General features: G+C 54.3%; 22 protein-coding genes. 11 read left to right on the top strand and 11 right to left on the bottom strand.

Annotated elements, in window-relative coordinates:
- Positions 1–56 precede the first annotated feature (56 nt).
- A complete protein-coding gene (locus tag GKC68_RS11310; RefSeq protein WP_264227813.1) occupies positions 57–1601 on the top strand; it encodes a methyl-accepting chemotaxis protein in 1545 nt (514 codons plus the stop codon).
- Between the two features lie 311 nt (positions 1602–1912).
- On the opposite strand, the gene arsC is transcribed toward GKC68_RS11310, so the two are convergent.
- From arsC to GKC68_RS11295, 3 genes are all read right to left on the bottom strand, one after another.
- Entirely contained in the window at positions 1913–2341 is a 429-nt protein-coding gene (gene arsC / locus GKC68_RS11305) for a glutaredoxin-dependent arsenate reductase (protein WP_047715172.1), read from the bottom strand.
- A 49-nt stretch (positions 2342–2390) separates the two neighbouring features.
- Positions 2391–3674: an arsenic transporter gene (locus GKC68_RS11300; RefSeq protein ID WP_264227814.1), complete on the bottom strand. Its 1284-nt coding sequence runs from the start codon at positions 3672–3674 to the stop codon at positions 2391–2393.
- Between the two features lie 87 nt (positions 3675–3761).
- The gene (locus GKC68_RS11295; protein WP_028724332.1) at positions 3762–4115 is read right to left on the bottom strand and encodes a metalloregulator ArsR/SmtB family transcription factor; all 354 of its coding nucleotides are present in this window, start codon (positions 4113–4115) and stop codon (positions 3762–3764) included.
- Positions 4116–4456: 341 nt separating this feature from the next.
- Here GKC68_RS11295 and ycgZ point away from each other — a divergent pair, with 341 nt between their 5' ends.
- Positions 4457–4678 carry a regulatory protein YcgZ gene (gene ycgZ / locus GKC68_RS11290; protein ID WP_033778093.1) on the top strand — a complete coding sequence of 74 codons (222 nt, stop codon included), beginning with the start codon at positions 4457–4459 and terminating at the stop codon, positions 4676–4678.
- 667 nt (positions 4679–5345) lie between these two features.
- On the opposite strand, the gene GKC68_RS11285 is transcribed toward ycgZ, so the two are convergent.
- A complete protein-coding gene (locus tag GKC68_RS11285) occupies positions 5346–5894 on the bottom strand; it encodes a GNAT family N-acetyltransferase (RefSeq protein ID WP_047715174.1) in 549 nt (182 codons plus the stop codon).
- A gap of 67 nt (positions 5895–5961) precedes the next feature.
- Between GKC68_RS11285 and GKC68_RS11280 the strand changes: the two genes are divergently transcribed.
- On the top strand, positions 5962–6354 hold the full coding sequence (locus tag GKC68_RS11280; RefSeq protein WP_058705752.1) for a VOC family protein: 393 nt from the start codon (positions 5962–5964) through the stop codon (positions 6352–6354).
- Positions 6355–6498: 144 nt separating this feature from the next.
- Positions 6499–7173 (top strand): glutamate racemase, encoded by a 675-nt coding sequence (locus GKC68_RS11275; protein WP_288429663.1) that lies wholly within the window; start codon positions 6499–6501, stop codon positions 7171–7173.
- Between the two features lie 29 nt (positions 7174–7202).
- Here GKC68_RS11275 and GKC68_RS11270 read toward each other — a convergent pair whose 3' ends face one another.
- Positions 7203–8303, bottom strand: a complete 1101-nt coding sequence (locus tag GKC68_RS11270) for an NADH:flavin oxidoreductase/NADH oxidase (protein WP_288429661.1) — start codon at positions 8301–8303, stop codon at positions 7203–7205.
- 284 nt (positions 8304–8587) lie between these two features.
- On the bottom strand, positions 8588–8896 hold the full coding sequence (locus GKC68_RS11265) for a DUF1471 domain-containing protein (RefSeq protein WP_013025782.1): 309 nt from the start codon (positions 8894–8896) through the stop codon (positions 8588–8590).
- Positions 8897–9478: 582 nt separating this feature from the next.
- Here GKC68_RS11265 and GKC68_RS11260 point away from each other — a divergent pair.
- The 3 genes from GKC68_RS11260 to GKC68_RS11250 all read left to right on the top strand — a co-directional run bounded on the left by GKC68_RS11260 (position 9479) and on the right by GKC68_RS11250 (position 12294).
- A complete protein-coding gene (locus tag GKC68_RS11260) occupies positions 9479–11092 on the top strand; it encodes an alkaline phosphatase (RefSeq protein ID WP_342656864.1) in 1614 nt (537 codons plus the stop codon).
- A 218-nt stretch (positions 11093–11310) separates the two neighbouring features.
- Positions 11311–11730, top strand: coding sequence for a hypothetical protein (locus GKC68_RS11255; protein ID WP_064367077.1), 420 nt, complete (start codon positions 11311–11313; stop codon positions 11728–11730).
- A 3-nt stretch (positions 11731–11733) separates the two neighbouring features.
- On the top strand, positions 11734–12294 hold the full coding sequence (locus tag GKC68_RS11250; RefSeq protein ID WP_263775310.1) for an RNA polymerase sigma factor: 561 nt from the start codon (positions 11734–11736) through the stop codon (positions 12292–12294).
- Between the two features lie 66 nt (positions 12295–12360).
- Here GKC68_RS11250 and malG read toward each other — a convergent pair whose 3' ends face one another.
- From malG to malE, 3 genes are read right to left on the bottom strand one after another with little or no spacing between them, the layout of a single operon-like run.
- Positions 12361–13251: a maltose ABC transporter permease MalG gene (gene malG / locus GKC68_RS11245; protein WP_064367075.1), complete on the bottom strand. Its 891-nt coding sequence runs from the start codon at positions 13249–13251 to the stop codon at positions 12361–12363.
- Positions 13252–13260: 9 nt separating this feature from the next.
- Positions 13261–14799: a maltose ABC transporter permease MalF gene (gene malF / locus GKC68_RS11240; protein WP_342656863.1), complete on the bottom strand. Its 1539-nt coding sequence runs from the start codon at positions 14797–14799 to the stop codon at positions 13261–13263.
- Positions 14800–14857: 58 nt separating this feature from the next.
- A complete protein-coding gene (gene malE / locus GKC68_RS11235) occupies positions 14858–16042 on the bottom strand; it encodes a maltose/maltodextrin ABC transporter substrate-binding protein MalE (protein WP_342656862.1) in 1185 nt (394 codons plus the stop codon).
- 367 nt (positions 16043–16409) lie between these two features.
- Between malE and malK the strand changes: the two genes are divergently transcribed.
- From malK to GKC68_RS11215, 4 genes are all read left to right on the top strand, one after another.
- Entirely contained in the window at positions 16410–17519 is a 1110-nt protein-coding gene (malK, locus tag GKC68_RS11230) for a maltose/maltodextrin ABC transporter ATP-binding protein MalK (protein ID WP_028724319.1), read from the top strand.
- 41 nt (positions 17520–17560) lie between these two features.
- Positions 17561–18862 carry a maltoporin gene (locus GKC68_RS11225; RefSeq protein WP_014593718.1) on the top strand — a complete coding sequence of 434 codons (1302 nt, stop codon included), beginning with the start codon at positions 17561–17563 and terminating at the stop codon, positions 18860–18862.
- Between the two features lie 103 nt (positions 18863–18965).
- Positions 18966–19886 carry a maltose operon protein MalM gene (malM, locus tag GKC68_RS11220; protein WP_342656861.1) on the top strand — a complete coding sequence of 307 codons (921 nt, stop codon included), beginning with the start codon at positions 18966–18968 and terminating at the stop codon, positions 19884–19886.
- Positions 19887–20149: 263 nt separating this feature from the next.
- Positions 20150–21178, top strand: a complete 1029-nt coding sequence (locus tag GKC68_RS11215; protein ID WP_342656860.1) for an alpha/beta fold hydrolase — start codon at positions 20150–20152, stop codon at positions 21176–21178.
- Here GKC68_RS11215 and GKC68_RS11210 read toward each other — a convergent pair.
- Together GKC68_RS11210 and malQ are read right to left on the bottom strand one after the other, a co-directional pair.
- Complete coding sequence (locus tag GKC68_RS11210; protein ID WP_342656859.1) at positions 21150–22190, bottom strand: AraC family transcriptional regulator; 1041 nt, start codon at positions 22188–22190, stop codon at positions 21150–21152. The genes GKC68_RS11215 and GKC68_RS11210 overlap by 29 nt on opposite strands.
- A 188-nt stretch (positions 22191–22378) precedes the next feature.
- A complete protein-coding gene (gene malQ / locus GKC68_RS11205; protein WP_342656858.1) occupies positions 22379–24430 on the bottom strand; it encodes a 4-alpha-glucanotransferase in 2052 nt (683 codons plus the stop codon).
- Positions 24431–24437: the final 7 nt, after the last annotated feature.

The following is a 24437-nucleotide window of genomic DNA, read 5'->3' as shown; positions in this document are numbered from 1 at the left end:
ACTTTCAGCAATGCCAGTACGACACAGCAACGTATAGAACCCTAAAGGAAAATAATATGAAAATAGCCACCCGTCTCGCAGCCGGTTTTAGTCTGCTGATCATCCTGTTTCTACTCTGCACAGGGATTGCACTTCACGCACTGCTCAAGGCGCGCGATGACATGGATAATGCGGTAAACAATAAAATGTATCGATATAACCTGATTCAGGATATGCGCAGCTCGGCCAGGGACATCTCGGTGGCGGTAAGAAACATCGCACTGTTAACCGACGAAAAGGAAAAACAGCCGGAATGGAACAGGCTGATGGCGCAAAAGGAAAAATACATTCTGAACCGAGAGAAGCTGGTTACCAGCATGGCAGTCAACGTTTCACAAGAAGGAAAAAACGCACTTGAAAATCTGCGGGTAACGGATGATACAGCCCTGGATATGCTTACCCTCGCGGGTAAAACAGCCATGGACAAATCGCCGTCGGGAACGATCAATTACCTGATGAAAACAGTGAGGCCGGTACAACGTAATATGTTAAACGCACTGGATAAACTTTCTGAAATCCAGATGCAGGTCAGTGAAAGAACGGTCAAAGAGGCGAGGGAAATGGTATCCCAGACGGCCATTCTGATGTCGGTGTTGGTGGCTGTCTCTTTAGGCATCGCCATCGCGGCGTGCTGGATTATTACCCGCACGTTAATGCGCCAGCTTGGCGGAGAGCCGGCGCAGGCGCAGGTGCTGGCAGCATCTATCGCTTCGGGTAATCTGACATCGCCTGTCGTACTACGACGTAATGATACGTCCAGCCTGCTGGCTTCGCTCAATGCCATGCAGACGAATCTGCGCAGTATGGTGACCCATATCAGGGATACGTCCTCCTCCGTTGCGCTCGCTGCTGATGAGATCTCTCAAGGCAACACGGAACTGTCATCCCGCACCGAGCAGCAGGCAGCCGCACTTCAGGAGACGGCGGCCAGTATGGAACAGTTGACTGCTACGGTTAAGACGAACGCGACGAGCGCCCGGCAGACGGCTGAATCAGCCCGCGAGACCGCCAGTCTGGCACGCTCTGGCGAGGAAGACGTTAAGCGCATGTCCGAAACCATGCACGATATCTCGGTGAGTGCGACCAAAGTGCGCGACATCACCTCCGTCATCGAAAGTATCGCGTTTCAGACCAATATTCTGGCGCTGAATGCGGCAGTTGAGGCGGCACGGGCCGGTGAGGAGGGGCGGGGCTTTGCTGTTGTGGCGGGCGAGGTCAGAACCCTGGCGCAGCGAAGTGCCAATGCGGCACGAGATATCAAAGTGTTGATTGAAGAGGCCGTTCATCAGGTTCAAAGCGGCGTGGTTGTCGCCTCAACAACAGGCGAGAGTATCCTGAAAGTGGTTGGCATGGTGAGTGAACTGGCTGAGACTATGGATACCATTTCCCTTGCCTCGTCCGAACAGATGCAAGGTATTTCGCAGGTTAGTGTCGCTGTGAATCAAATGGATGGGGTGACGCAGAATAACGCCGCACTGGTTGAGGAGTCCTCTTCTGCCTCGCAGTCACTGTCTGAACAGGCGCATGCGCTGCGCGGAATGGTTGAGGCATTTCGAGTCTGACGTCATCTCCCAATTCATCCAGCTGGCCCGGTGTTCCGGGCCTTATGGCCATTGCAACGCGCGGGCACTTGCTCACACAAGCCGTCATTACGTCGCGCCTGCCCGATGACAGCACTCCATTGCGCGATAACGCACAACAACACAGGGCGGAGATTATTTAACGCTGTAAGAAACCCGCGCTTGCTCTAAAGTGGCAACACGAAGTATCGGGCATATCGACTTCGTGTTGCGACGCTGCAGGGGACCTGTGTCATGATGGATGTGAAGGGCACGGATGCAGAGCACCTTGCTGTCGCCAATAGGCTGAAAAATCAGTGACCGATCCGGTTGCCATACTCATCAATGACTTTTTCGCCATCCTCTTTCGTAAACGCGCCCTTTTGTGGCTCAGGCAGAATGTCCAGAACGGCCTCAGACGGACGACAGAGCCTTGTGCCAAGCGGTGTCACGACTATTGGACGGTTGATGAGGACAGGATGAGCCAGCATAGCATCCAGCAGTTCATCATCACTGAACCGATCTTCGTCCAGCCCCAGTTGTTCATACGGCACTGTGTTTTTGCGCAGCAGGTCGCGCACGCGTATCCCCATATCCGCTATCCGTTTGTTAAGCTCGTCGCGAGAGGGTGGCGTCTCCAGATATAAAATCACTGTCGGCTCTGCGCCACTGTTGCGGATAAGCGCCAGGGTGTTACGCGACGTCCCACAGGCCGGGTTGTGATAAATGGTGATGTCAGTCATCAATGGCACTCCGTTACGGGGCTGCGCTGACGCAGTCCCGTTGTAAAGGTTAAACAGACAAACGCAGGGCCAGCGCCGCTAGCGTGACGAAAAGTACCGGCAGGGTCATTATGATGCCCACGCGGAAGTAGTAGCCCCAGTTGACGGTGACATTCTTCTGCGCCAGGACATGCAGCCACAGCAGGGTCGCCAGGCTGCCGATGGGGGTGATTTTCGGGCCAAGATCGCAACCGATGATGTTGGCATAGATCATCGCCTCTTTCACCACACCCTCAGCCGTGCTGCCATCAATGGACAGGGCACCAATCAGGACAGTGGGCATGTTGTTCATCACCGATGACATAAAGGCCGTCAGGAAACCGGTAGCAAATGTGGCTCCCCATACGCCGTGCTCTGCAAACCCGTTCAGGGCGGACGAGAGATAATCCGTCAGTCCGGCGTTACGCAGGCCATACACCACGAGATACATCCCCAGCGAGAAGATGACGATCTGCCAGGGCGCGCCTTTCAGCACTTTACGGGTGTCGATTACGTGCCCTTTCCGGGCAACAAGCCACAGAATAAATGCTGCCACCGCTGCCACCAGGCTGACCGGAACGCCGAGCGGCTCCAGGGCAAAAAAACCGGTCAGCAGCAGGAGCAGGACCAGCCATCCGGCCTTGAAGGTTCGCATGTCACGAATGGCTTCACGTGGCACCTTCAGTTTTGCCAGGTCATAGGCGACCGGGATGTCTTTTCGAAAAAAGAGGTGAAGCATAATCAGCGTGGCCGCCACGGACGCGATATTTACCGGTACCATGACAGACGCATATTCGCTGAATCCCAGCTTAAAAAAGTCCGCCGTCACGATGTTGACCAGGTTAGAGACGATGAGCGGCAGGCTGGATGTGTCCGCGATAAAGCCTGCCGCCATCACGAACGCCAGCGTGGCGCCGGGGCTGAAGCCCAGCGCCAGCAGCATGGCGATGACAATCGGCGTCAGGATAAGTGCCGCCCCGTCATTGGCAAACAGCGCCGCCACTGCCGCCCCCAGCAGAACAATATAAGTAAATAGCAGCCTGCCTTTGCCGCCTCCCCAGCGGGAAACGTGCAGGGCAGCCCACTCAAAAAAGCCAGATTCATCAAGCAGCAGGCTGATGATAATCACCGCGATAAATGTGGCCGTGGCGTTCCAGACAATCTGCCAGACGGCGGGAATATCGCCGACATGCACCACGCCGGTCAGCAGCGCCAGCGCGGCCCCGATCACCGCACTCCAGCCAATACTGAGTCCCTTTGGCTGCCAGATAACCAGCACCAGTGTCAGGACGAATACAGCGCCTGCCAGAATCATACTTTCTCCTTTGGATCTGATGCCTTTGAACCGAACTCAAGATAATCTGCAAACAAATATGAAAAATCATATATGTCTGGAGAAATTTTAAATGCAGACAGGCTTGCCGTTGGTGGTCGTGTTATTTCTTTCAGCCTGCAGGCTGAGTTGCTGAATGTCATCGCGCTGACACAGGTAAGCCTGCTCAATCACCGCAGCAGCCCAGGCGGGCATGTGTGGTGACAACCGATAATGAATCCACTTGCCGTCACGTCTGTCGATAAGCAGACCACTGTCTCTGAGCAATGCCAGATGCCGGGAAATTTTAGGCTGACTTTCTTTCAGCATTGACGTGAGTTCACAGACGCAAAGCTCGCCTTTTTCGCGCAACAGCAGCACCAGACTGAGCCGTGTTTCGTCCGAGAAATTTTTGAAAAGCTGAAGAGGCTGAAGTTGAGACATGCTGACTCCTGATTCGGTAACAGAAGACAGTGTTGCTGTTTGTCTACAGTGAGTCAATAACACATTCGATAATTCAGATGTATTGACACAATATGGCTCATCTTCGCAGAACTCGTTCAAGGTTTACCTGCACAGTAAAGCCAGAGATCATTTACGATTCTGCTCAAGAGGATGAAATCATGCTGCGCGAAAGCACGTTTTGCTAAAGAAAACGAGCGTTTCCTAAAATACAGCTGTACAGCCGACCATCAGGTCTATAACGTTATACACAAATTACTGTAGCCCCTTAAAACACCTTCTCAGAGCTGAAATTGTACAAAAATTCATCCAAATCTGACGCCATGAGCGCCATTGCACGTTATTTCGACAGTGCGTCTTTGCCTACCCAGCAGGAAACGCTGGGAAGCATTGCGTCAGAAATCCTTCGCGCAGGAAAAAGCCTGAACCGCACGGCCATTTGCAGCAAGCTTATCCGTCGCCTGGAGCTGGCAGGAAGTGCAGAAGAAGAGCAGCACTATTTTGAACTTCTTGGTATTTTATTCGGCCGTAAATCCGCGAACTGATCCCCTACGACTCACAGGCTGAATCCCAATCGTTGTTTTTCCCTTTATCTCCCTCACGCTGAACGCGTGTGCCGCTGCATAATTCCTGAGGCACAATCTTACACCGACATTACGCACAGGTTCAGAGCCGTGGCCTGGAGATGTTCAGGGGAACCCTGAAACACGCGCAGTGGGTGACATCAAAAAATGATATCTCCAGGTTATCATGCCTGAAAACCGGGCTTTTACATGCTGACGCCAGTTAACGCTCTGCCTACAGCGGAGCGTATCTGTTACTTCTGACATTATTCGCTGTTACCCGGCTCGAAGTACGGGGTAACCAGCATATTCAGCATATAAGGAATAGCGAGAGAAGCGAGCGCAGCAAACAGCGATTCCGTTCGTAGTCATGACGGTTCCATTAGCGGGTTTACCAGCGTCAGTGGAAATTTTACAGAGATGCGCTTTGTCGATGCCATCCCGCGAGGGAGAGCCACATTACGCCATTACGCCATTACGCCTGCAACAGGCCATACAGGATCAGCGCGTTAATCAACATGATGTTGATGAACAGAATCATCAGGCGGTTGCATGTAACAAAAAGAACAGCTTTACTGCGACAGGCCGCTTTCAGCATGATGGTCAGGGAAGGTGCTGTAAGTCATTGCACAGGCAACGAGCGAGAATATCAGCCGCACTCTCTGCTTCTGTCAGCCTGCCATTCTTGTTGTGTGATCGCATAAACCAGGCTGGGCGGCGCATTATCCACATCATGAATCTCATTAACAAATCGCAACCCGGTTTTTTCCAGCACGTGGATTGAGGCTTGATGATGGCGTCTTACCCGGGCTGATATCGTATCCAACCCCAGTTCGCGAAAACCATACTCCAGCGCGAAGCGCGACAGCTCCGTAGCATAACCCTTGCCCCATGCGCTGGTGGCAAATCGATAGCCAAGATTATTGATGGTTTCGTCACCGTAAAGGCGAACGCTCAGCCCACCAAAACCGATAAGGGTATCCGGTGCATCCTGGGTTGCTATCGCCCAGCTGTCATAGCCATAACGCTGGCAGGATCGCAGTCTGTCGGCCAGCACTTTTTGCGCGTGAGCCAGGTCAGGATAAGGGCCTGCCGGATTAAACGTATTGGTCGCGGGATCACCGTAAATCCTGAACAGATCCTTGTCATCGGAAGGGCGCATAGCTCTGAGCAATAAACGCGGGGTCTGAAGATGCACTATAAACCTCAGGGGAAAGCCTTCTGAATGGTGTATTAATAACGCGTTTATCCGACGAGGAAAAGAGATGACGATTCAGCAATTGCGTATCGCCCGACCCGTGACTGATTTAGCCGAGAGCAGCGCAATGTACTGTTCAGGCCTGGGCCTGATGCCCATCGGGGAATTCACCGATCACGAGGGATTTAGTGGGGTGATGCTGGGCGACGAAACACTGTCCTGGCATCTGGAATTTACCCAATGCCATCATCACCCCGTCAAACCGGTTTCCACAGCCGAGGATCTTCTGGTGCTGTATTTGCCCAGTGAAGCGGACTGGCAGCAACGCTGCCTCAGCCTGGCCGGCGCAGGTTTTACGCGCGTAACATCGTTTAATCCCTACTGGGCGGAAAACGGCGCCACCTTTCAGGATAAAGACGGTTACCGTACGGTGCTTCAGCACGGCACCTGGCGATTGTAGTCCGCTTTTTTTCAGCCTCATCCCTCGAATCTGCCTGACGTCACTGAGGGCAAGTAATAAGCATGCGTTTAACGTGAACGACTGACGCAACACCGCCAAATATGTCAGGCTGGCAAGGGCTTGGTGGCCGGTTAAAGGCGTGGCATGATGAGGGACATCTTTCAGCATAAGAACCAACACGTGATCAATATTGCCTGTTTGCATACCGCCGCCAGCAATATCGCCATTTTTGACGATGCTGCCCGTCAGCTGGAGCTGAGCCATCTGCAGCTCAGCCATCTGGTCATGCCGCACCTGCTGGCTGAAGCTGAAGCCAGCGGCGGCCTGACGGCAGGACTGCACGAGCGGCTGGTTGCGCTGTTACGGGATCTGCAACCGCACTTCGATATCATTCTGATCACCTGCTCGACATTAGGGCCGGTTTCCGAAGCCTTTACCTCATCCCGACAACCTTGTGCTGTCTGGCGTACCGACGGCATGTTGGCAAAAGCTGTGCATCAGAGCGCCAAGAAAACGGTGGTGCTCTGTGCGGCAGAATCCACGCTTGGCGCAACGCGTGCGCTATTCTGCACCGACGGGCAAACGCCGGACATCCGCCTGATTCCCGAAGCCTGGCAACGCTTTAAAACGGGAGATAGAGCGGGATATTTTCACTGCGTACGTACAGCGGTGGAACATGCCTGGCAGCAGGGCGCAGAGCGGGTGGTATTGGCACAGAGTTCGATGGCACCGGTTGCGCAGCAGTTTCCGCCTGAACGTCAGCCCCTGTCAGGTCCGCATCTGGCGCTGCTGCAGTGCCACCAGCAGGCTAACCGTTAAGGCCGCAACCCGGTTGCGGCCAGAGTCAGTTATTCGTCCTGCTTCAGCGTTCCTTTTGCCCCATGGGGTTCTGAGCGCAGATACTGCGGCGGCGCTTTTACCTGAGCATCAAACGTGGCCGCGGCGTGCCATGGCCAGCGCGGGTTATACAACATGCCGCGCGCCAGGGCGACCAGGTCGGCTTCCTCCTGTTGCAAAATATCTTCAGCCTGCTGTGGCTCGGTTATTAAGCCTACCGCAATCACCGGAATGCCAATCTGCTGGCGGATGTCGCGCGCAAAAGGGACCTGGTAATTTGGCCCGACCTTGATCTGCTGTTGTTCCGACAGTCCGCCGCTGGATACGTGGATGTAGGCACAGTTCAGGGATTCAAGCTGCTTAGAGAAGGCAATGGACTGGCCGACATCCCATCCGCCTTCTACCCAGTCGCTGGCCGAAATACGCACCCCAACCGGAATCTCTGCGGGTACGGCTTCACGTACCGCGTGAAACACTTCCAGGGGATAACGCATTCTGTTTTCCAGCGAGCCGCCGTATTCATCACTTCGCTTGTTGGATAAGGGAGAGAGGAACTGGTGGAGCAGGTAGCCATGCGCGGCGTGAACTTCAATTAATTCTATTCCCAGGCGAACCGCGCGTTTTGCCGTTGCGACAAAGGCATTTTTAACGCGCTCGAGATCGCTGGCCTGCATCTCCAGTGGAGGATACTCGCCATCACTAAACGACAGGGCAGAAGGGGCCTGGGTTTGCCAGCCGCCATCCTGAGGCGCAATCTGTTCGCCACCTTCCCAGGGAACGGTGCAGGATGCTTTACGCCCGGCATGGCCGAGCTGCATGCCAATCGGCATAGCTGAGTACTGGCGAATATCCTGCAGAACCTCGCTCAGCGCCGTTTCTGTTTCATCGTCCCATAAGCCTAAATCGCCATAGGTGATCCGGCCGATGTCCTCAACGGCGGTCGCTTCAATAATCAACAAGCCTGCACCCGATAAGGCAAGGTGTCCAAGATGAATACGATGCCAGGCGGTCGCACTGCCCTCATCAGCCGAATACTGACACATTGGCGCAATGACTATCCTGTTATCCAGGGTTAACTCACCCAGAGAGAAAGGGGAAAAGAGCTTGCTCATAAAAACCTCATTATCGGCGCAGGGGGAAAGTGTGTTGAAAACTATAGTGGCTGATGAGCAAACGCGTAGCTCTGGCAGCGTAACAATTTATTGAACAGCCTTATTTAGTTACAGCATACATATAGAATAGAGAAAACTGGCAGAATATGTGAAGAGATTGCGGCCTGAAATAAAGGGATATTGTTGCGTAGCAGGGGAAAACGGGAACCCCTGCTGTTATTGCCGAAGATAACAGCAGGGTTCAGAGTGGCTAATAATGCATTGCGAAGAGTGAACGGTCACAATCAGGCTCTCTGCAATGCCTTTTCGTCAAGGGCGTACAACGTTGCAGTGGCTTCCAGAATATGCTGCTGATCGTTACCCGGTTTATGGGAATCAACGTGGGTAATGTGATAGCCCACAGCACCCGCCTCCGTGGCTTTGCGCAGCAGGGCATCGGTGATTTCTTCCATCGATGTCGCCCAGGTGACGGTTGTCACGCCCATCGGCTTGATGGCATTTTTTTCATCCTGAGACAAACCTGTACGGATAAACACAGGGCTAACGGTCTGAGGAGAGAAGATAGACAAAATATCCTGAACAAGTGCTTTCATTTTCGTGCTCCTGAGTATCTGAAATTACGGCATCACGCGCCTGTTGAGCGCTATCGATTTTTTAATTCATTCGCCATGAGTTCGATTAACGCGGTCATGTTAAGGACTGTCGGCAAAAGTTATAAAATACCTTTTCCGGTTAACGAATTTGGCTTTTCTTGCTAATCAGATGCTTATGAAAGCTTCAGCCACACTTGAGCTGAAATATGGAAGGTTTTTTGTGTCTGCTTACAGGTTGTGAAATCTGGATACAAAATGCCAACACGAACTTAACAATCAAACCGGCATGAACAGCAAGGTGGGATAAAAGAGCGCGCGGCCTTTGGCTGACAGAAGTTTACATTAATTGAAAAAATTGAAATCAGCCGCATTGTTCAGGTAACAGGTTGATAAGTAACAGGCTTACCCGTAATGAAATTTGCTTTAGGGAATTCTCTCGTCCATCGGCACAGGATTTTCATAAAACTGTCACAATGCCTCCCAATACTGCACAGCCACGGAGTAACAAAGAGACATCTTTCGACATCCTTTGAAACCTGTTTCTTTGTTCAGGCGGTCGCTGTCATCATTATGGAGAGTTTTATGTCACGTCAACCTCGTCTTCACCCTTCCTCTGCTGCGTTTTCCCTGCGTCAACTTCCTCTGTGGCTGCTGGCTCTGGGCGGTCTGACCCTTAGTGCCTCCTCGCTTGCCGACGCCATTAAAGCGAAAAACGTCATTGTCATGATTAACGATGGTGCAGGCTGGGGAACATGGGATGCCACCGCATACTGGCAGTACGGTGGGCGCGATAAAACGCCTTATGCTGGATTCCCGGTAAAGTATGCCATGACAACCTATCCACTCAACGCCTCGAAAAAAGCCACATACAACAATGAATCCCTTGTTAATTATGACGCGCAGAAAGCCTGGGACACGACAAAAACCGAGAGCAAAGAACTGCCCTTTAAGGGGTACGAATATCTGGCCATAAATCCTACTGACAGTGCGGCGGCGGGTACCGCGCTGGCATCCGGGGTAAAAACCTATAACAACGCCATCAACGTCGATAACATGGGTAAACCGGTCGACTTCATTACTCTGACAGCCAGGGCACAGGGGAAGGCCACGGGCGTCGTCACCAGTGTGCCGTTCTCGCACGCCACACCAGCGGCCTTTGGTGCGCAGAATGCTTCCCGTAACGATTATCACGCGATCGCCAGACAAATGCTCACCGCCGGTAAGCTCGACGTGATTATGGGAACCGGACTGCCGGGCTTCAACGTGAATGGAACAGATTGTCAGCATCTGGCAAAAAATGAGTCCACCGCCGGCTGTGGCAAAGATGCAAACCTGTATCTGGCGCAAACCGAATGGGATTTACTCCGCGCGGGTAAGCTGGCGCCAGCGGGCGGTCAGCCCTGGAAGATTGTGCGCAGCACAGAAGCGTTTACCCAGTTGGCTAACGGCTCGCTGAACTATGATGGCCCGCTGCTGGGATCGCCCAACGTCGCTCCCAACGGAACGTTACAGCAGGGCCGGCAGAGTGAGTTTGTTGGTAAAGACGCGGCGAATCCATCAGGCGATGCATATATTACCACGGTGCCAACGCTGAACCTGATGACCCGTGGCGCGATTCAGCATCTGAGCAAAAATCCCAACGGCTTCTTTATGATGGTAGAAGGTGGGGCAACCGACTGGTCTGCCCATACCAGCAATGCCTGCAGTGGTAAAGGAGACTGGGGCAACACGTATAACCCCAACTGTGTGGGCGTTGAATACGGCCGTCTGATTGAAGAAAGCGCCGATTTTAATCACGCCGTGGCCTCTGTCATTGAATGGGTCGAGAAAAACAGCAACTGGAACGAGACCTTGCTCATTGTTACCACGGATCATGATAACGGCATGCCGATGGGGCCGGATGCGCAGACTCGCGCATTTGAAGCCGTTATTAATAACGGCAAAGGGGCCATGCCAGGCGTGTCGTTTCGTCCTACCGGCAATCACGCTAACGCGCTGGTTCCGCTGTGGGCAAAAGGTGTGGGCGCTGATGCCTTCGCCGAACGCGTGCGCGGTAACGACGCAGGCTATGCCAAATATGTCGGTTACAACCAGGGCGATTACATCGATAATACTGACGTTTTCACCGTCGTAAAGGCCGCGCTGGAGGGAAAGGCCGTTGAAAAAATCATGCCCGGGCAGGCCAGTAAATCCTGACGTGACAACGACACGATGAGGGGCGCGTGATGCCTCCCTGATCCCATCAGGTCCTCAGTGCCGGTGAATATTCGCTCACCGGCACGGCTGTGTTATCTCCGTCACCCGCACAACACGTCGAAGCCTGCACTTTTTTTTCCGCCGTCAGCAATATTATGCTGGCTCATTCGTCTACCTCATCACAAACCTGTGTTAATCACTGATGAGGTCATCCTGATATGAGAGATTTTGATCACCCTTCGTTCCGCCATGCCCGTGCCAGGGGCAGAAACCAACTGGCGAAGCCGTTAATAGTGGGCGCCGTTTTTATTGTCGTGCTGTGTCTGCTGGTCATGTCACTGTGGAATGCCTTGCTGCCCGCGCTTATCGGGGTCAAAACGATCGGTTTCTGGCAGGCCGCAGGGTTGTTGTTGCTGTGCCGGATCCTGTTTGGTGGCTTGGGTATCAGGCCGGGAATGTTTGGCCATGCCCGGCGTCGTATGCATGAACGCTGGATGCAGATGACACCGGAACAACGAGACGCATTTATGAAGCAACGTCGGGAAGGTTTTGGCCATCGGGGACAACACTGCCGGGATAAACACCGGGACGAGCAGTCTCTCTCGCCAGATGACAACCCTGCTGACCGGACTGAGTAGGCGTTGAAGGCCAGCGCATCGCAAGCCGCATCGTGGGTAAAAGCGCTTACGCTCTGCAGAACGAAACTCCAGGCATTTATTCGTGCCCGAACCCCGGCACGGGAGGAGGCTGAAGATATTCTGCAGGAAATCACCTGTCAGCCGATCGGCGTGGAACAGCCGGTTGAGAATATCTCCGCCTGGCTGTTTCGGGCGGCACGTAATGAAATGACGGATCGGGCGCGAAAGAAGCGGGAGTTGCCACTTGCCAGCTACATGAAAAACGACGAGGAAGATGGGGTTGAAAGCGAACTGGCCGAAACCCTGTTTGGCATTCCGCAAACCCCTGAAGAGGATTACCTCAGAGCGCTACTCTGGGACGCGCTGGAAGTGGCGCTAGCCGAACTTCCGCCCGCGCAGTATGAGGTGTTTGACCAACCGGAGCTGCAGGGAATCAGCTATAAAGCGCTGTCAGAATTAACCGGCGTCAGTGTTCAGACCTTGCTGTCGCGCAAGCATAAAGCCGTACTGTATCTGCGCATGCGCTTGCGGGCGGTCTACGACGATCTGGTTAGTGAAGATTGAAAAAAGGCGGCCATGACGGGCCGCCAATGTCCGCATTATCACCTTGCAAGGGGGAGGATGACGCAATCAGCCCTTCACGCCGCCGGCGGTCAGGCCGTTAACCAGCCAGCGTTGCGCCAGCAGGAACACCAAGGTAATAGGAAGGGCAGAGAGAACGGCGGCTGCGGCAAAATCGCCCCACAGATAGTTTTGCGGATTAAGATATTGCTGCATGCCCACGGCCAGCGTGTAACTGTTGACGTCACGCAGCAGCAGGGAGGCCACCGGAACTTCCGTTACCGCAGCGATAAACGCCAGAATAAACACTACGGCCAAAATGGGCACCGATAACGGGAGTAACACCAGCCGGAATGCCTGCCAGGGCGTTGCGCCATCCAGCGCCGCCGCTTCCTCCAGCGAACCGTCAATGGTTTCGAAATAGCCTTTTATTGTCCAGACATGCAGCGCGATGCCGCCAAGATAGGCGAAGATCACGCCGCCATGGGTATTCAAACCAATAAACGGCAGATATTGCCCCAGACGGTCGAACAGAGCATAAAGCGCAACCAGCGACAGCACCGCCGGGAACATCTGAAAAATCAGCATCCCTTTTAACAGGCTCTCACGCCCTTTAAAGCGCATCCGGGCAAAGGCATAGGCGCAGGTGGTGGACAGCGCCACAATGCCCATTGCGCTGATAGCCGCGATTTTGACCGAGTTCCACAGCCACAGCAAAACAGGAAAGGGCGGCGGCGTGACTGAGCCATCAGCATGCTGAACGCTGAAGCCCAGCGCCAGCCGCCAGTGTTCCCAGGAGATATGTTCCGGAATAATACTGCCGGTGGCAAAATTCCCCGCGCGTAGCGAAATCGCCACGACCATCAGTAAGGGAAACAGTATTGCCGCAATAAACGCCAGCAGCAGCAGATGCGTCATAAACAGACGTAACTTCTGCGATTTGGGTTGTACCATCGCCATCATGACTCCTTAGTCGAATTTCATCCGCACGGCTTTCAGATTGATCACCGCCAGAGCGCCAACCAGCAGGAAGATCAGCGTGGCGATAGCCGCTGCCAGACCAAAGTCCTGCCCGCCACCGCCTTCAAAAGCAATACGCCAGGTGTAGTTCACCAGCAGGTCGGTGTAACCCGCAGGCGTGGTTGTGCCGAGCCTGTCGGGTGCACCATTCGTCAGTAGCTGCACCAGCACAAAATTATTAAAATTGAAGGCAAAACTGGCAATCATCAGCGGCGTCAACGGTTTCAACAGCAGCGGCACCGTAATCAGGAAAAAGTTTTGCAGCGGCCCGGCACCGTCCATCGCAGAGGCTTCGTACAAATCCTCGGGAATGGCTTTCAGCAGCCCCATGCACAAAATCATCATGTAGGGATAACCCAGCCAGGTATTCACGATGATCAACATGGCACGCGCCAGGGTAGGATCGCTGAACCACGCCGGTTTACTGCCAAAAAGGGCGTTGAGCATGACGTTGATTTCGCCAAAGCTCTGGTTGAATAATCCTTTGAAGATCAAGATGGAGATAAAGGCGGGCACGGCATAAGGCAGGATCAGCATCACCCGGTAAACGGCTTTGCCTTTTAACGCCTCCCACTGCACCAGGCAGGCCAGCACCATGCCCACCGCCACCGTTAACACCACGGTCAGCAACGAGAAAATCATCGTCCAGCCAAAGATGGCCAGGAACGGCTTTTGAATCCCCTCGTCGGTGAACACGCGAATAAAGTTCTGCCAGCCCGCGCCCACGGTAAATCCGGGACTCAGACGTTCTTCTCCCCACTGGCCCTTTGCGTCAATCAGCTGATAAAAGCCGGTATCCGGATTGGCGCGATAGCGTACGCCGCTTTGCTGGTTTCTTAACGTCTGATGATCCGTTACCACATAGAGCGGGCGCGTCCCTGAAAACTGACGCAAGGAACTCATAACCAGTTCACGTCCGTCAGGCAGCACGGCGCGGAGTTTTGCCAGTGCCTGGCGATGTGTGGTGATGACACGTAAGTTTGCCCGTTCTCCTTCTGGAGCAGGTGCGCTCACCATCTTTAATGGGCCCGCGGTGTCGAAGGAGAAGATCGGTGACACCCAGGTCTGACTGTTCGATCCCTCGCTAAGCACCAGCCGCCAGCGATCGTCTTCGGGAAGCAGGCTGAAATTCAAACCTGTACCGTCCTGATATTGTCTGCTGAGTAAAACCTGCTGCGCCCGCTCCTGGGTCAACTGATTGGTGCTGCTGTAGTTGGTAAAGGCAATGCCCACGGTACAGGCCAGAGGGAACAAGACAAATAACATCATGCCGGCCATGCCGGGATAAACATAACGCCAGGCGTAGGCCTTGCGATTGGCATAAATCCCGATACCCAGCCCGCTTATGACCAGCGCCAGCAGGGCAAACAGATATTCCCCCTGAGCATACATCCGCACCAGTAAATAACCGACCAGCAAACAACAGATGCCCACCAGTGCGCCTTTCAACAGAGAACGATGCCGTCCCGTTTGCGGTTTTTCTGACATGACCCGATTTCCTTAACGGCAGGTTTGCAGGCCAGCGAACTGGCCTGCGCTGAACGATTTACTTGCTTAAACGTGAATGCGCATCCTTGAGCGCGGCATCAACGGACTGACGGCCGCTCAGCGCGTTAAGGGTGGCGGTGCGCATGGCGTACCAGAACGCCGCCATTTGTGGGATGTTGGGCATAATGTCACCGCGTTGTGCATTTTCCATAGTGGCGGCAATACGCGAGTCTTTCTCCAGCTTTTGCTGGAAGGACTTCAGGGCCACCGCCCCCAGCGGTTTATCTTTGTTCACGGCCTCAAGGCCGGCATCCGTTAACAGATAGTTTTCCAGGAACTCTTTAGCCAGCTCTTTGTTCGGGCTGGCCGCATTAATCCCAGCGCTGAGTACGCCAACAAAAGGTTTGGAGGGCTTGCCGTTCAACGTCGGCAACGGCGCAACGCCGTAGTGAATACCGCTCTTATCGATATTGCTCCAGGCCCAGGGGCCGTTAATGGTCATCGCCGTCTGGCCTTTATTAAAAGCGGCTTCGGCAATGGAGTAGTCCGTATCGGCGTTCAGCACCTTGGCTTTGACCTGATCGACCAGGAACTGCATGCCGGCCTTGGCGCCGGCATTATCGACGCCGGTGTTTTTGACATCATAGTGTCCGTCCGTCAACTGATAGGCATAAGCGCCGCCGGCTGCCAGCAGCGGCCAGGTAAAGTAGGGCTCCTGCAGATTAAACATGATGGCGCTTTTGCCTTTCTCGCGCAGCGACTTATCCAGGGCGGCCATCTCTTCCCATGTTTTTGGCGGCGTGGGGAGCAGGTCTTTGTTGTAGATCAGCGACAGCGACTCAACGGAAACCGGATAGCCAATGAGCTTGCCGTCGAAGCGCACGGCGTCCCAGGTGAAAGGAAAGATTTTTTGCTGGAAACGGCTGTCCGGTGACACCTCGGCTAACAGGCCGGACTGGGCATAACCGCCAAAACGATCGTGCGCCCAGAAGATAATGTCCGGACCGTCACCGGTCGCGGCCACCTGCGGATATTTTTCTTCCATTTTATCCGGATGCTCGACTGTGACGTGAATACCGGTTTCCTGTTCAAACTTTTTTCCCACCTCGGCCAGACCGTTATAGCCTTTGTCACCGTTGATCCAGATAACCAGTTTTCCTTCTTCAATCTTTGCGACTGCGGAAGCGGAGAACAGCACCGCCGAGAGGGCTGACAGAGCCAAAATTTTTGCGCCAGTTTTCATCTTTAACACTCCATCCTGTTAGCGGAAACGAACATGTTGCTTGCCGCACATTCTGCGTGTTCTTACCGGCTTCTCATCCTCCTGGCCTCTACGCCTGCCGCCGTCGAGGTGTGATCGCTGTTACAAAGTGACAGGATTATCACGGTCTGGCTCACACAAAGGTGGGTGCCAGACTGCGTTACCGATCACAAAAATCAGTGCAGCGCGCGACCGCTCTCGTGTGCTGATGTTTTCTCCTCCTCCCGTCTCCTCCCCCAGATAAAGCGCGTCGGTGGAGGATGTGGTGACGCGTCACGCTACGCATAGTGAACGCCAGAATTTGTCCGCTAACGTGCGGGCCGCATTAGCGAGTGGAGAGGAAAGCACTATGGCGAGCGTCGTGTTACGCAATGTCACCAAAGCCTGGGGCGACACGGTGGTGTCGAACGATATCAATCTGGAGATTGGTGAGGGCGAGTTTGTCGTATTTGTCGGGCCTTCTGGATGCGGTAAATCAACGCTGCTGCGGATGATTGCTGGCCTGGAGACGATTACCCGCGGTGAATTGTTGATTGGCGATAAGCGGATGAATGAGGTGCCGCCTGCCGAACGCGGCATTGGCATGGTATTTCAGTCTTACGCGCTATATCCCCATCTCTCGGTGGCAGAAAACATGTCTTTTGGCCTGAAGCTGGCCGGCGTTAAAAAAGCGGAAAGAGAGCAGCGCGTAACCCAGGTTGCTGAGGTGCTGCAGCTGGCGCATTTGCTTGATCGCCGCCCAAAGGCGCTCTCTGGCGGACAGCGCCAGCGCGTTGCCATCGGCCGCACGCTGGTCGCCGAACCCCGAGTCTTCCTGCTGGACGAACCCCTTTCTAATCTTGATGCCGCCCTGCGGGTGCAGATGCGCATCGAGATCTCCCGCCTGCATAAGCGACTCAGGCGCACCATGATCTACGTGACTCACGACCAGATCGAAGCCATGACCCTGGCCGATAAAATTGTGGTACTGGACGCCGGTCGTGTGGCGCAGGTTGGGCGGCCGCTGGCGCTCTATCACTATCCGGCAAACCGCTTTGTTGCAGGCTTTATTGGCTCGCCAAAAATGAACTTCCTCCCCGTTAAGGTCACCGCCACCGCGATTGAACAGGTGCAGGTGCGCCTGCCCAATAATCAGCTGGTCTGGCTACCGGTAGACAGCGCCAACGTGCAGGTCGGCAGCAATATGTCGTTGGGTATCCGGCCGGAACATCTGCTGTCCAGTGATATCGCTGACGTCACCCTTGAGGGGGAAGTGCAGGTCGTTGAGCAACTGGGACACGAAACTCAAATCCACATCCAAATCCCCGCCATCCGTCAAAACCTGGTGTACCGCCAGGAGGACGTGGTGTTGGTAAAAGAGGGCGCCATGATGGGCATTGGCTTGCCACCCGAGCGTTGTCATCTGTTCCGAGAGGACGGAAGCGCGTGTCGCAGGCTGCATCAGGAGCCCGGCGTTTAATCCCGCAAAACAATAAAAGCAATGACCTCAGGAGATTGAAAATGTTAACTCTGCGCAAACTTTCCCTTGCCGTAGCGGTAGCGACAGGCACGCTGTCTTCACCGCTGATGGCGGTGGATTTTACCGGTTATGCTCGCTCCGGCATTGGCTGGACGGGCAGCGGCGGCGAGCAGCAATGCTTCCAGGCAACCGGTGCTCAAAGTAAATACCGTCTGGGTAACGAGTGCGAAACCTATGCTGAACTTAAGCTGGGTCAGGAAGTGTGGAAAGAGGGCGACAAGAGCTTCTACTTCGACACCAACGTGGCGTACTCGGTTTCTCAGCAAAACGACTGGGAATCCACTTCACCGGCTTTTCGTGAAGCCAACGTCAAGGGTAAAAACCTGATTGATGCCCTGCCGGGTTCCACTATCTGGGCCGGTAAACGTTTCTACCAGCGTCATGACGTTCACATGATCGATTTCTACTACTGGGATATTTCCGGCCCGGGCGCGGGTCTGGAAGATGTCGATCTGGGATTTGGTAAGCTGTCGTTTGCCGCAACGCGCTCATCAGAAGCGGGCGGATCTTACACCTTTTCTAACGATCGCATTCGCAATTACGCCACCAGTACCGCAGATGATGTGTTTGACGTCCGTCTGGCAGGGCTGGAAACCAACCCCAATGGCGTCCTGGAACTGGGTGTGGATTACGGCCGCGCCAATGCGCGTGACGGCTACCGCTTAGAAGATGGCGCATCCCGAGACGGCTGGCTGTTCACCGCCGAACATACGCAGAGCATGCTCAAAGGCTACAACAAATTTGTGCTGCAGTATGCGACCGATGCGTTGACGTCTCAGGGGAAAGGGCTGGCACAGGGCACGAATATTAATAATAACGGCAAGATGTATCGGGTTCTGGACCACGGGGCAATCACCCTGGCGGAACGCTGGGACATGATGTACGTCGCGATGTATCAAAACACCGATCTGGATAACAACCGGGGTAATGAGTGGTACACCGTTGGCGTGCGGCCCATGTACAAATGGACGCCGATCATGAGCACCCTGCTGGAAGTGGGCTATGACAACGTGAAGTCACAGCAGGTCGGCGAACGCAATGGTCAGTACAAAATCACGCTGGCGCAGCAGTGGCAGGCGGGAGACAGCATCTGGTCACGTCCTGCGCTGCGGCTCTTCGCGACCTATGCCAAATGGGATGAGAAGTGGGGTTATAACAAAGACGCGGCCGGTGATATCACCACCTTTGCGTCACAGGACAGCACCGGAAACGGCCTGTTTACCAACAGCCGCGGCAATAATGATGAGTGGACCTTTGGCGCGCAAATGGAAATCTGGTGGTGATCCCTTTTCTGGATAAACCACTGTAGACCGTTTCGCACTGTTTTTCAGGCTGCGGCGGCTATTGCCTGCGTTGCCGCGGTCTGCCCGTTTCTCGAGGTTAAAAATGAAAACCTATAAAACATTCACCGCACTTTGTCTGAGCGCGCTCCTGCTGGCAGGACACAGTCTGCCTGCACGGGCCGCGATCAATCTGATGCCGCAGGATGTCTCTGCAGCGCCCGCCATTCCGTTTACCAGCCTGCAGAGCATGCACTGGCAACCCCTGGATACCGCACGGCCGCAGGTTACGACGTTAACGGCCGGGCACAGTCCGCTAAACGTTGCCGGCATCACCGGGCCGGTCGCCGCTTACAGCCTGCCTGCCACGCTGGGCGAGCTGACAATCACCTTAAGCAGTGAGGTTGAGCAGAATCAGGTCTTTGCGCCCAACGTGCTCATTCTGGACGAAAACCTGCGTCCGGCCGCCTGGTTCCCCAGCCGCTGGTTTTCTTATCAGCAACCTGGCGTGATGGCCGCTGACCGGTTGGAAGGCGTGATGAAGCTGACTCCGGTTCCCGGACAGCAAAAAATCTATCTGTTGGTGTTCACCACAGAGACGGATCTTGCCCGGACCACAACGCTGCTTGATCCGGCAAAAGCCTATGCCAAAGGCACCGGCCATGCCGTTCCCGACATTCCCGATCCGGTTGCCCGTCACACAACATCTGGCAGAGTAAAAATAAAGCTGAGTACCCGCTCGGATTCCTCAATACTCGTCGGGCCGTTATTTGGATCTTCGGGCCCGGCTCCGGTGACGGTCGGAAACAGTCAACCAGCCGCTGCCAGCCCTGTGCCCGCTACGACGCCTGCAGTGAAAACACAGCCTATTATCCAGGATACCGAAGGCTATTTTAACGGGGCTATTCGCCAGGCGGCGGCGCAGGGCAATATTGATAAATCGCTCAGACTGCTGGATGAGGCCGAACGGCTCGGCTCGACGTCTGCGCGGCAAACCTTTATCAGCAGTGTTAAAGGCAAGGGGTAATCACTCCGGCAGTGCTGATTTGTTCCATCTGGTGCGCTGAGGTGCACCTTTTTTTATGAGGTCAGTTTCCTGACCCTCGCGCTTACCTGTTCCGTTCTGGCGTAAATTCGCGTCTTTCTTTTTCAAAGATGCTGATACTTTTGGTCAGGCTTTGCGCAATTCTCAGCCTGAATGAGGTTATTGAGGTACCCGATCGCGTTCCAGGACGCGAGTAACCTTCGGCACTGATACAAAAAGGCTCTGTCACAACTGGAGCCTTCATCATGTTAATACGTCTTATTATCTCTTTTTCCCTCATCGTATTTAGTCATTCTGCGATGGCCAGCAACGGCTTTCGCCAGTTCATAGCAGGCGAGCAGCAACGCCCGGTTGAGGTTGCCGTGTGGTATCCCAGTGCAGCGTCGTCGCCCAAGGAAAACATCGCGGATAATCCCGCGTTTACAGGTGTCAGCGTGGTGCGAAATGCTAAACCCTTGCCCGGCTTACATCCTGTATTACTGTTATCTCATGGTTATGGCGGAAGTTGGCGCAACCTTGCATGGCTGGCCGACGCGATGGCTAAACAGGGATACATCGTGATTGCGACCAATCATCCCGGTACCACGACGTCGGATTTAACATTGACACATGCCAGACAGCTCTGGCGGCGTCCGCAGGATTTAATCATGGCACTGGAGCGGATTCTGAACGATCCCCTGCTGGCAGGGCGTGCTGACACCAAACGAATCGCCGCTGTCGGGCACTCTCTTGGGGGCTGGACGGTAATGGAATTAGCGGGGGCGCGTTTTGATCCTCAACAATTTGCTCATGACTGCATCCAACACGCTGAACTGTCCAGCTGCAGGCTAATGACAACACTGGGCCTTGATAACAGACAAGGGGCCAGCCAGCTGAGCTCAGACCTGCAAGACCGGCGCATTAAGGAGGTAGTGGCGCTGGATTTGGGGTTAGCTCGCGGACTCACGACGCAGAGCCTGGGGCATATTCGGCTGCCCGTGCTGATTTTAGCGGCAGGTGTAGATTCCCCGGCGCTGCCTGCCTCGCTTGAATCGAAGTATCTGGCAAAGGCACTGTCTAGTGACGTTGTCACTTATGGTGTTATTCCCGGGGCGACCCATTTTAGCTTTATGCAGCAATGCAAACCGCAGGGGGAGGCGCTGATTGAGCAAAGCGCGCCGGGCGAAGGGGAAGTCTGCCGGGATGGACAGGGCGTGAACAGAAACGCACTTCACAACATGTTGATCGGTAAAATCAGTGCGTTTCTCAACACCGCGCTGCACTATCATCCATAGCCTGACGAAATGCGGTGGGGGTTTTTCCCGTAATGCGCATAAATTCCCGGTTGAAGTTTGACTTACTGATAAACCCGGTTTCAAGCATGATGTCAGTAATTTTTAGCTGTGGCTGGCGCAGCATGTCCTGCGCCTTTTCTATACGAAACCCATTGAGCCACTGCGAAACGTTGCACTGCCTTGTAGCGTTTATCGCGCGTGAAATATGCCGTGCTGGAATACCGAGTTTGCGTGCAAGCTTGTTCAGCGTAAGATCAGTATCAAGATAGTAAGCGTGTGCGCGGACAAGCTTTTCGATGTGCAGGCATAAAGGCGCAAGCGTCGTATCCTTTGCCTCATCATCGCTAAGGGTTGTCGTTTCTTCGGCTTGAGGTTCACCAGCAGGAACGCTCTTTACTGCCCGGACAATGGCAATACAAAGTAACGGTAGTGTCATTCCCTGAAACAGGGCAATTAATTGCGGGGCAATATTCATCATGCTGCTGATAACCGCGTCGGTGAATGCCGAAAAGCAAAGAAAACATCCCGCAAAAAAGGTCATTTTCTGGGTTATGGAAGCTTCTCTGAAGCGTGATTCGACAAAAAAATCAGCTCCGTTTGTTGCTGCACGTAGTAGTGCGATGCCATAACCTGCATAAATCAGAAACAACAGAGGGTCTGTCAGGACGGGCAGACACAGCTGGATGATGATGGCAGTATAAACAGGAATAACAGCCAGCTTCAGGCGACGCGCACAGGATTGATGCGTAAGGCCGCTGAAGCACGACCAGGCCACTGCGGGTAAAAGTGTTGCCAGTATAGCCTGCAGGGGTTTAAGAAGAGAGAAATGCCATTCCCACCTGATCATACTCAAGGATATTAATCCGGCCGACGCTGCAATAAACATGATTGCCCCACGGTATTCTCGCTTACCAGAGCGAATGAGCATCATCATTAATATCAGTAGTGCAAATAACGTCAAAGCAGGAAAGGGAATCGAAATCATACGCTGACTCACAAGCCATAATGGCATCTATTTTACCGAGTAAAAAACACGAATCGATAGCTAAACGCAAACCTTATTTTCTGCCTGTGTTTTCTCACGCCAGTCCATTTTGGTGTGCTTGCTCTTCATGCTGACCGCATTTAATACGGCTCTGCGACACCGATTTCAGCGATCCGGGACCACGCCTGAAACTTATCCCGGGATCGCCTGATAAATCACGAACAACGCCGGGAAATCTCCTCCAGCAGTGCCGTGATACGCTTATCTGCAAACATTGCCTCCAGCGACAGACTGAGCTTACGCCGCCAGTTTGGATAAGCCTCTACCGTTCCCGGCACATTAACCGGCGAGGCCATATCCAGCCAGTCTTCGGGTTGTAAACCCAGCAGGGCGCTGGTGCAGTCCGCGAGATACTGATGGATAACCTGGTTAAGTAACAGGCTCATGCGTGGACTGTTTGCCTGAACCCGCCCTTTGGGCTTGAGGTAACCGTGGCGCGTCAGGGTCTGAAGCAGCGCTGACCGGGCTGCCCGGCGCTGATGATACAGCCCGGCAAGCACCGCTTTATCAGGATACAAACCCAGTTGGCTCCCCAGTGTCAGATCGTCACTTTGCCACCAGCCACGGAGCGTTGGCATATCGTGGGTGGTGGCGACAGCCATTGCCTGACGCGGCCATGCCGCAGGTGGGCGAAAGCCCTTGGGCGAGTTTTGCTCAAAATAGAGCACCTTATACGAGTAGACGCCAGCATTGTGGAGTTTATCGACAATCGCCTCTGGCACCGTACCTAAATCCTCACCAATTACCATGCAGCGCTGGCGCTGACTCTCCAGCGCCAGAATCGCGAGCAGATCGTCAATGGGATAGATGACATACGCGCCTGCGCCGGCCGTTTCTCCTAGCGGAATCCACCACAGTCGTAGCAAAGCCATGACATGATCGATACGTAACGCTCCACAATCGCGCATATTCGCGCGCAGTAACGTAATCCAGGGTTCATATGCCCGATCATACAAAGATTGCGGGTCCATTGGCGGCACCCCCCAGTTCTGGCCGAGCGGGCCCAGAATATCCGGTGGGGCGCCTGTGCTGGCGGCTAAACAGTAAAGCCCGCGTTGGCTCCAGGTTTCCGATCCCCCTGCGGCGACGCCAACGGCCAAATCGCGATAAAGTCCGGGTGCCATTTGGTGCTGCTGGCACAGGTGCCAGCAGGCGGCAAACTGACGCGCCGCCAGCCATTGCAGCCAGAGATAGAAACGAATTTCATCGCCATGTTCAATTCGAAACGCGTGTACGGCGGCCGTATCGGGTTGTTGATAGTCAGTGGGCCACGTTTGCCAGCCGTGACGCAGGGGATCTTCTTTGCAAAGCCAGGCCTGCAAGGCATCGAACAATCCCTGATGCAGCAGACTTTCACCGCCCTCAGACACAAACACCTCAAATGCCTCGACCTGACTATCCTGTTTATCTCGCTGCATAAACTGCTGCCAGGCAAACCGCAGGGCATCCAGCTTCAGTGATGCCACCGTGGAATAATCGACCCAAGGCGCGTGACGCGCCTGGTGCAGCCTGTGTTGCGTTTCTGCCGACTGCCACCAGCACTGTGCAGCGGCACTCAGGTTAAAGTCCTCAACCTCAGGAACGCTGATATAGAGCACGTTAAGCCAGCGTCGGGAAGACGGGCTATAGGGGCTGGCATCATCAGGTAATGCAGGAAAAAGTGCATGCAGGGGGTTCAGCCCCACGAAAGCGCCGCCGCGCATGCCAACCGCCTTAACCATGTCCCGCAGGTCAGCAAAATCGCCGATTCCCCAGTTCTGATCCGAACGTAAAGCGTAAAGCTGGACGCAGGTTCCCCAACGTTTCTCACCCCGTAGCAAGGCCTCCGGCTCATAGCAACGTGACGGTGTCACTATTATCTGACACGTCGATTGCTGTGCATCCGCGTTTATTGTCAGAAGATGGTAACCTTCAGGCAGCGCTGGAAGCGTCAAAGACGCCTCTGGCTCGCAGTGCCCTGACCAGCATTCACCCGATTCGCCCGCAAGGTGCCAGCGCGCCGGGCCAGTCAGAGAGGGCGTTAAGCGGATGGGTAAACCATGGGCAAAGACGGCGACCGGGGGGATAACGCCAGGGCCAGGGCCTGGCTGCATCGCCGTCAGCAAGCGATCGCGGGTAGATGCAGATACCTGCCGGACCGCCCCATGCGCATCAACATATTCAGTGGCTACCCTGCCGATCCCGGCCGGATAATGAAGTGGTTTCATGGTGGTC

Source organism: Pantoea sp. RSPAM1 (assembly GCF_038816185.1).
Taxonomy (GTDB): domain Bacteria; phylum Pseudomonadota; class Gammaproteobacteria; order Enterobacterales; family Enterobacteriaceae; genus Pantoea; species Pantoea ananatis.
The sequence above is the reverse complement of the archived record's forward strand: the minus strand, read 5'-3'. Positions and strand labels throughout refer to the sequence as shown.

Bases quoted from the DNA above. Each gene is read 5' to 3' on its own strand.
- malE (WP_342656862.1), bottom strand. From the start codon at position 16,042: ATGAAAACTGGCGCAAAAATTTTGGCTCTGTCAGCCCTCTCGGCGGTG.
- ycgZ (WP_033778093.1), top strand. From the start codon at position 4,457: ATGAGCGCCATTGCACGTTATTTCGACAGTGCGTCTTTGCCTACCCAG.
- GKC68_RS11270 (WP_288429661.1), bottom strand. From the start codon at position 8,303: ATGAGCAAGCTCTTTTCCCCTTTCTCTCTGGGTGAGTTAACCCTGGAT.
- malG (WP_064367075.1), bottom strand. From the start codon at position 13,251: ATGGCGATGGTACAACCCAAATCGCAGAAGTTACGTCTGTTTATGACG.
- GKC68_RS11260 (WP_342656864.1), top strand. From the start codon at position 9,479: ATGTCACGTCAACCTCGTCTTCACCCTTCCTCTGCTGCGTTTTCCCTG.
- GKC68_RS11255 (WP_064367077.1), top strand. From the start codon at position 11,311: ATGAGAGATTTTGATCACCCTTCGTTCCGCCATGCCCGTGCCAGGGGC.
- malM (WP_342656861.1), top strand. From the start codon at position 18,966: ATGAAAACCTATAAAACATTCACCGCACTTTGTCTGAGCGCGCTCCTG.
- GKC68_RS11225 (WP_014593718.1), top strand. From the start codon at position 17,561: ATGTTAACTCTGCGCAAACTTTCCCTTGCCGTAGCGGTAGCGACAGGC.
- GKC68_RS11210 (WP_342656859.1), bottom strand. From the start codon at position 22,190: ATGCCATTATGGCTTGTGAGTCAGCGTATGATTTCGATTCCCTTTCCT.
- GKC68_RS11275 (WP_288429663.1), top strand. From the start codon at position 6,499: ATGATGAGGGACATCTTTCAGCATAAGAACCAACACGTGATCAATATT.
- GKC68_RS11280 (WP_058705752.1), top strand. From the start codon at position 5,962: ATGACGATTCAGCAATTGCGTATCGCCCGACCCGTGACTGATTTAGCC.
- GKC68_RS11265 (WP_013025782.1), bottom strand. From the start codon at position 8,896: ATGAAAGCACTTGTTCAGGATATTTTGTCTATCTTCTCTCCTCAGACC.
- malQ (WP_342656858.1), bottom strand. From the start codon at position 24,430: ATGAAACCACTTCATTATCCGGCCGGGATCGGCAGGGTAGCCACTGAA.
- GKC68_RS11215 (WP_342656860.1), top strand. From the start codon at position 20,150: ATGTTAATACGTCTTATTATCTCTTTTTCCCTCATCGTATTTAGTCAT.
- GKC68_RS11295 (WP_028724332.1), bottom strand. From the start codon at position 4,115: ATGTCTCAACTTCAGCCTCTTCAGCTTTTCAAAAATTTCTCGGACGAA.
- arsC (WP_047715172.1), bottom strand. From the start codon at position 2,341: ATGACTGACATCACCATTTATCACAACCCGGCCTGTGGGACGTCGCGT.
- GKC68_RS11310 (WP_264227813.1), top strand. From the start codon at position 57: ATGAAAATAGCCACCCGTCTCGCAGCCGGTTTTAGTCTGCTGATCATC.
- malK (WP_028724319.1), top strand. From the start codon at position 16,410: ATGGCGAGCGTCGTGTTACGCAATGTCACCAAAGCCTGGGGCGACACG.
- GKC68_RS11300 (WP_264227814.1), bottom strand. From the start codon at position 3,674: ATGATTCTGGCAGGCGCTGTATTCGTCCTGACACTGGTGCTGGTTATC.
- malF (WP_342656863.1), bottom strand. From the start codon at position 14,799: ATGTCAGAAAAACCGCAAACGGGACGGCATCGTTCTCTGTTGAAAGGC.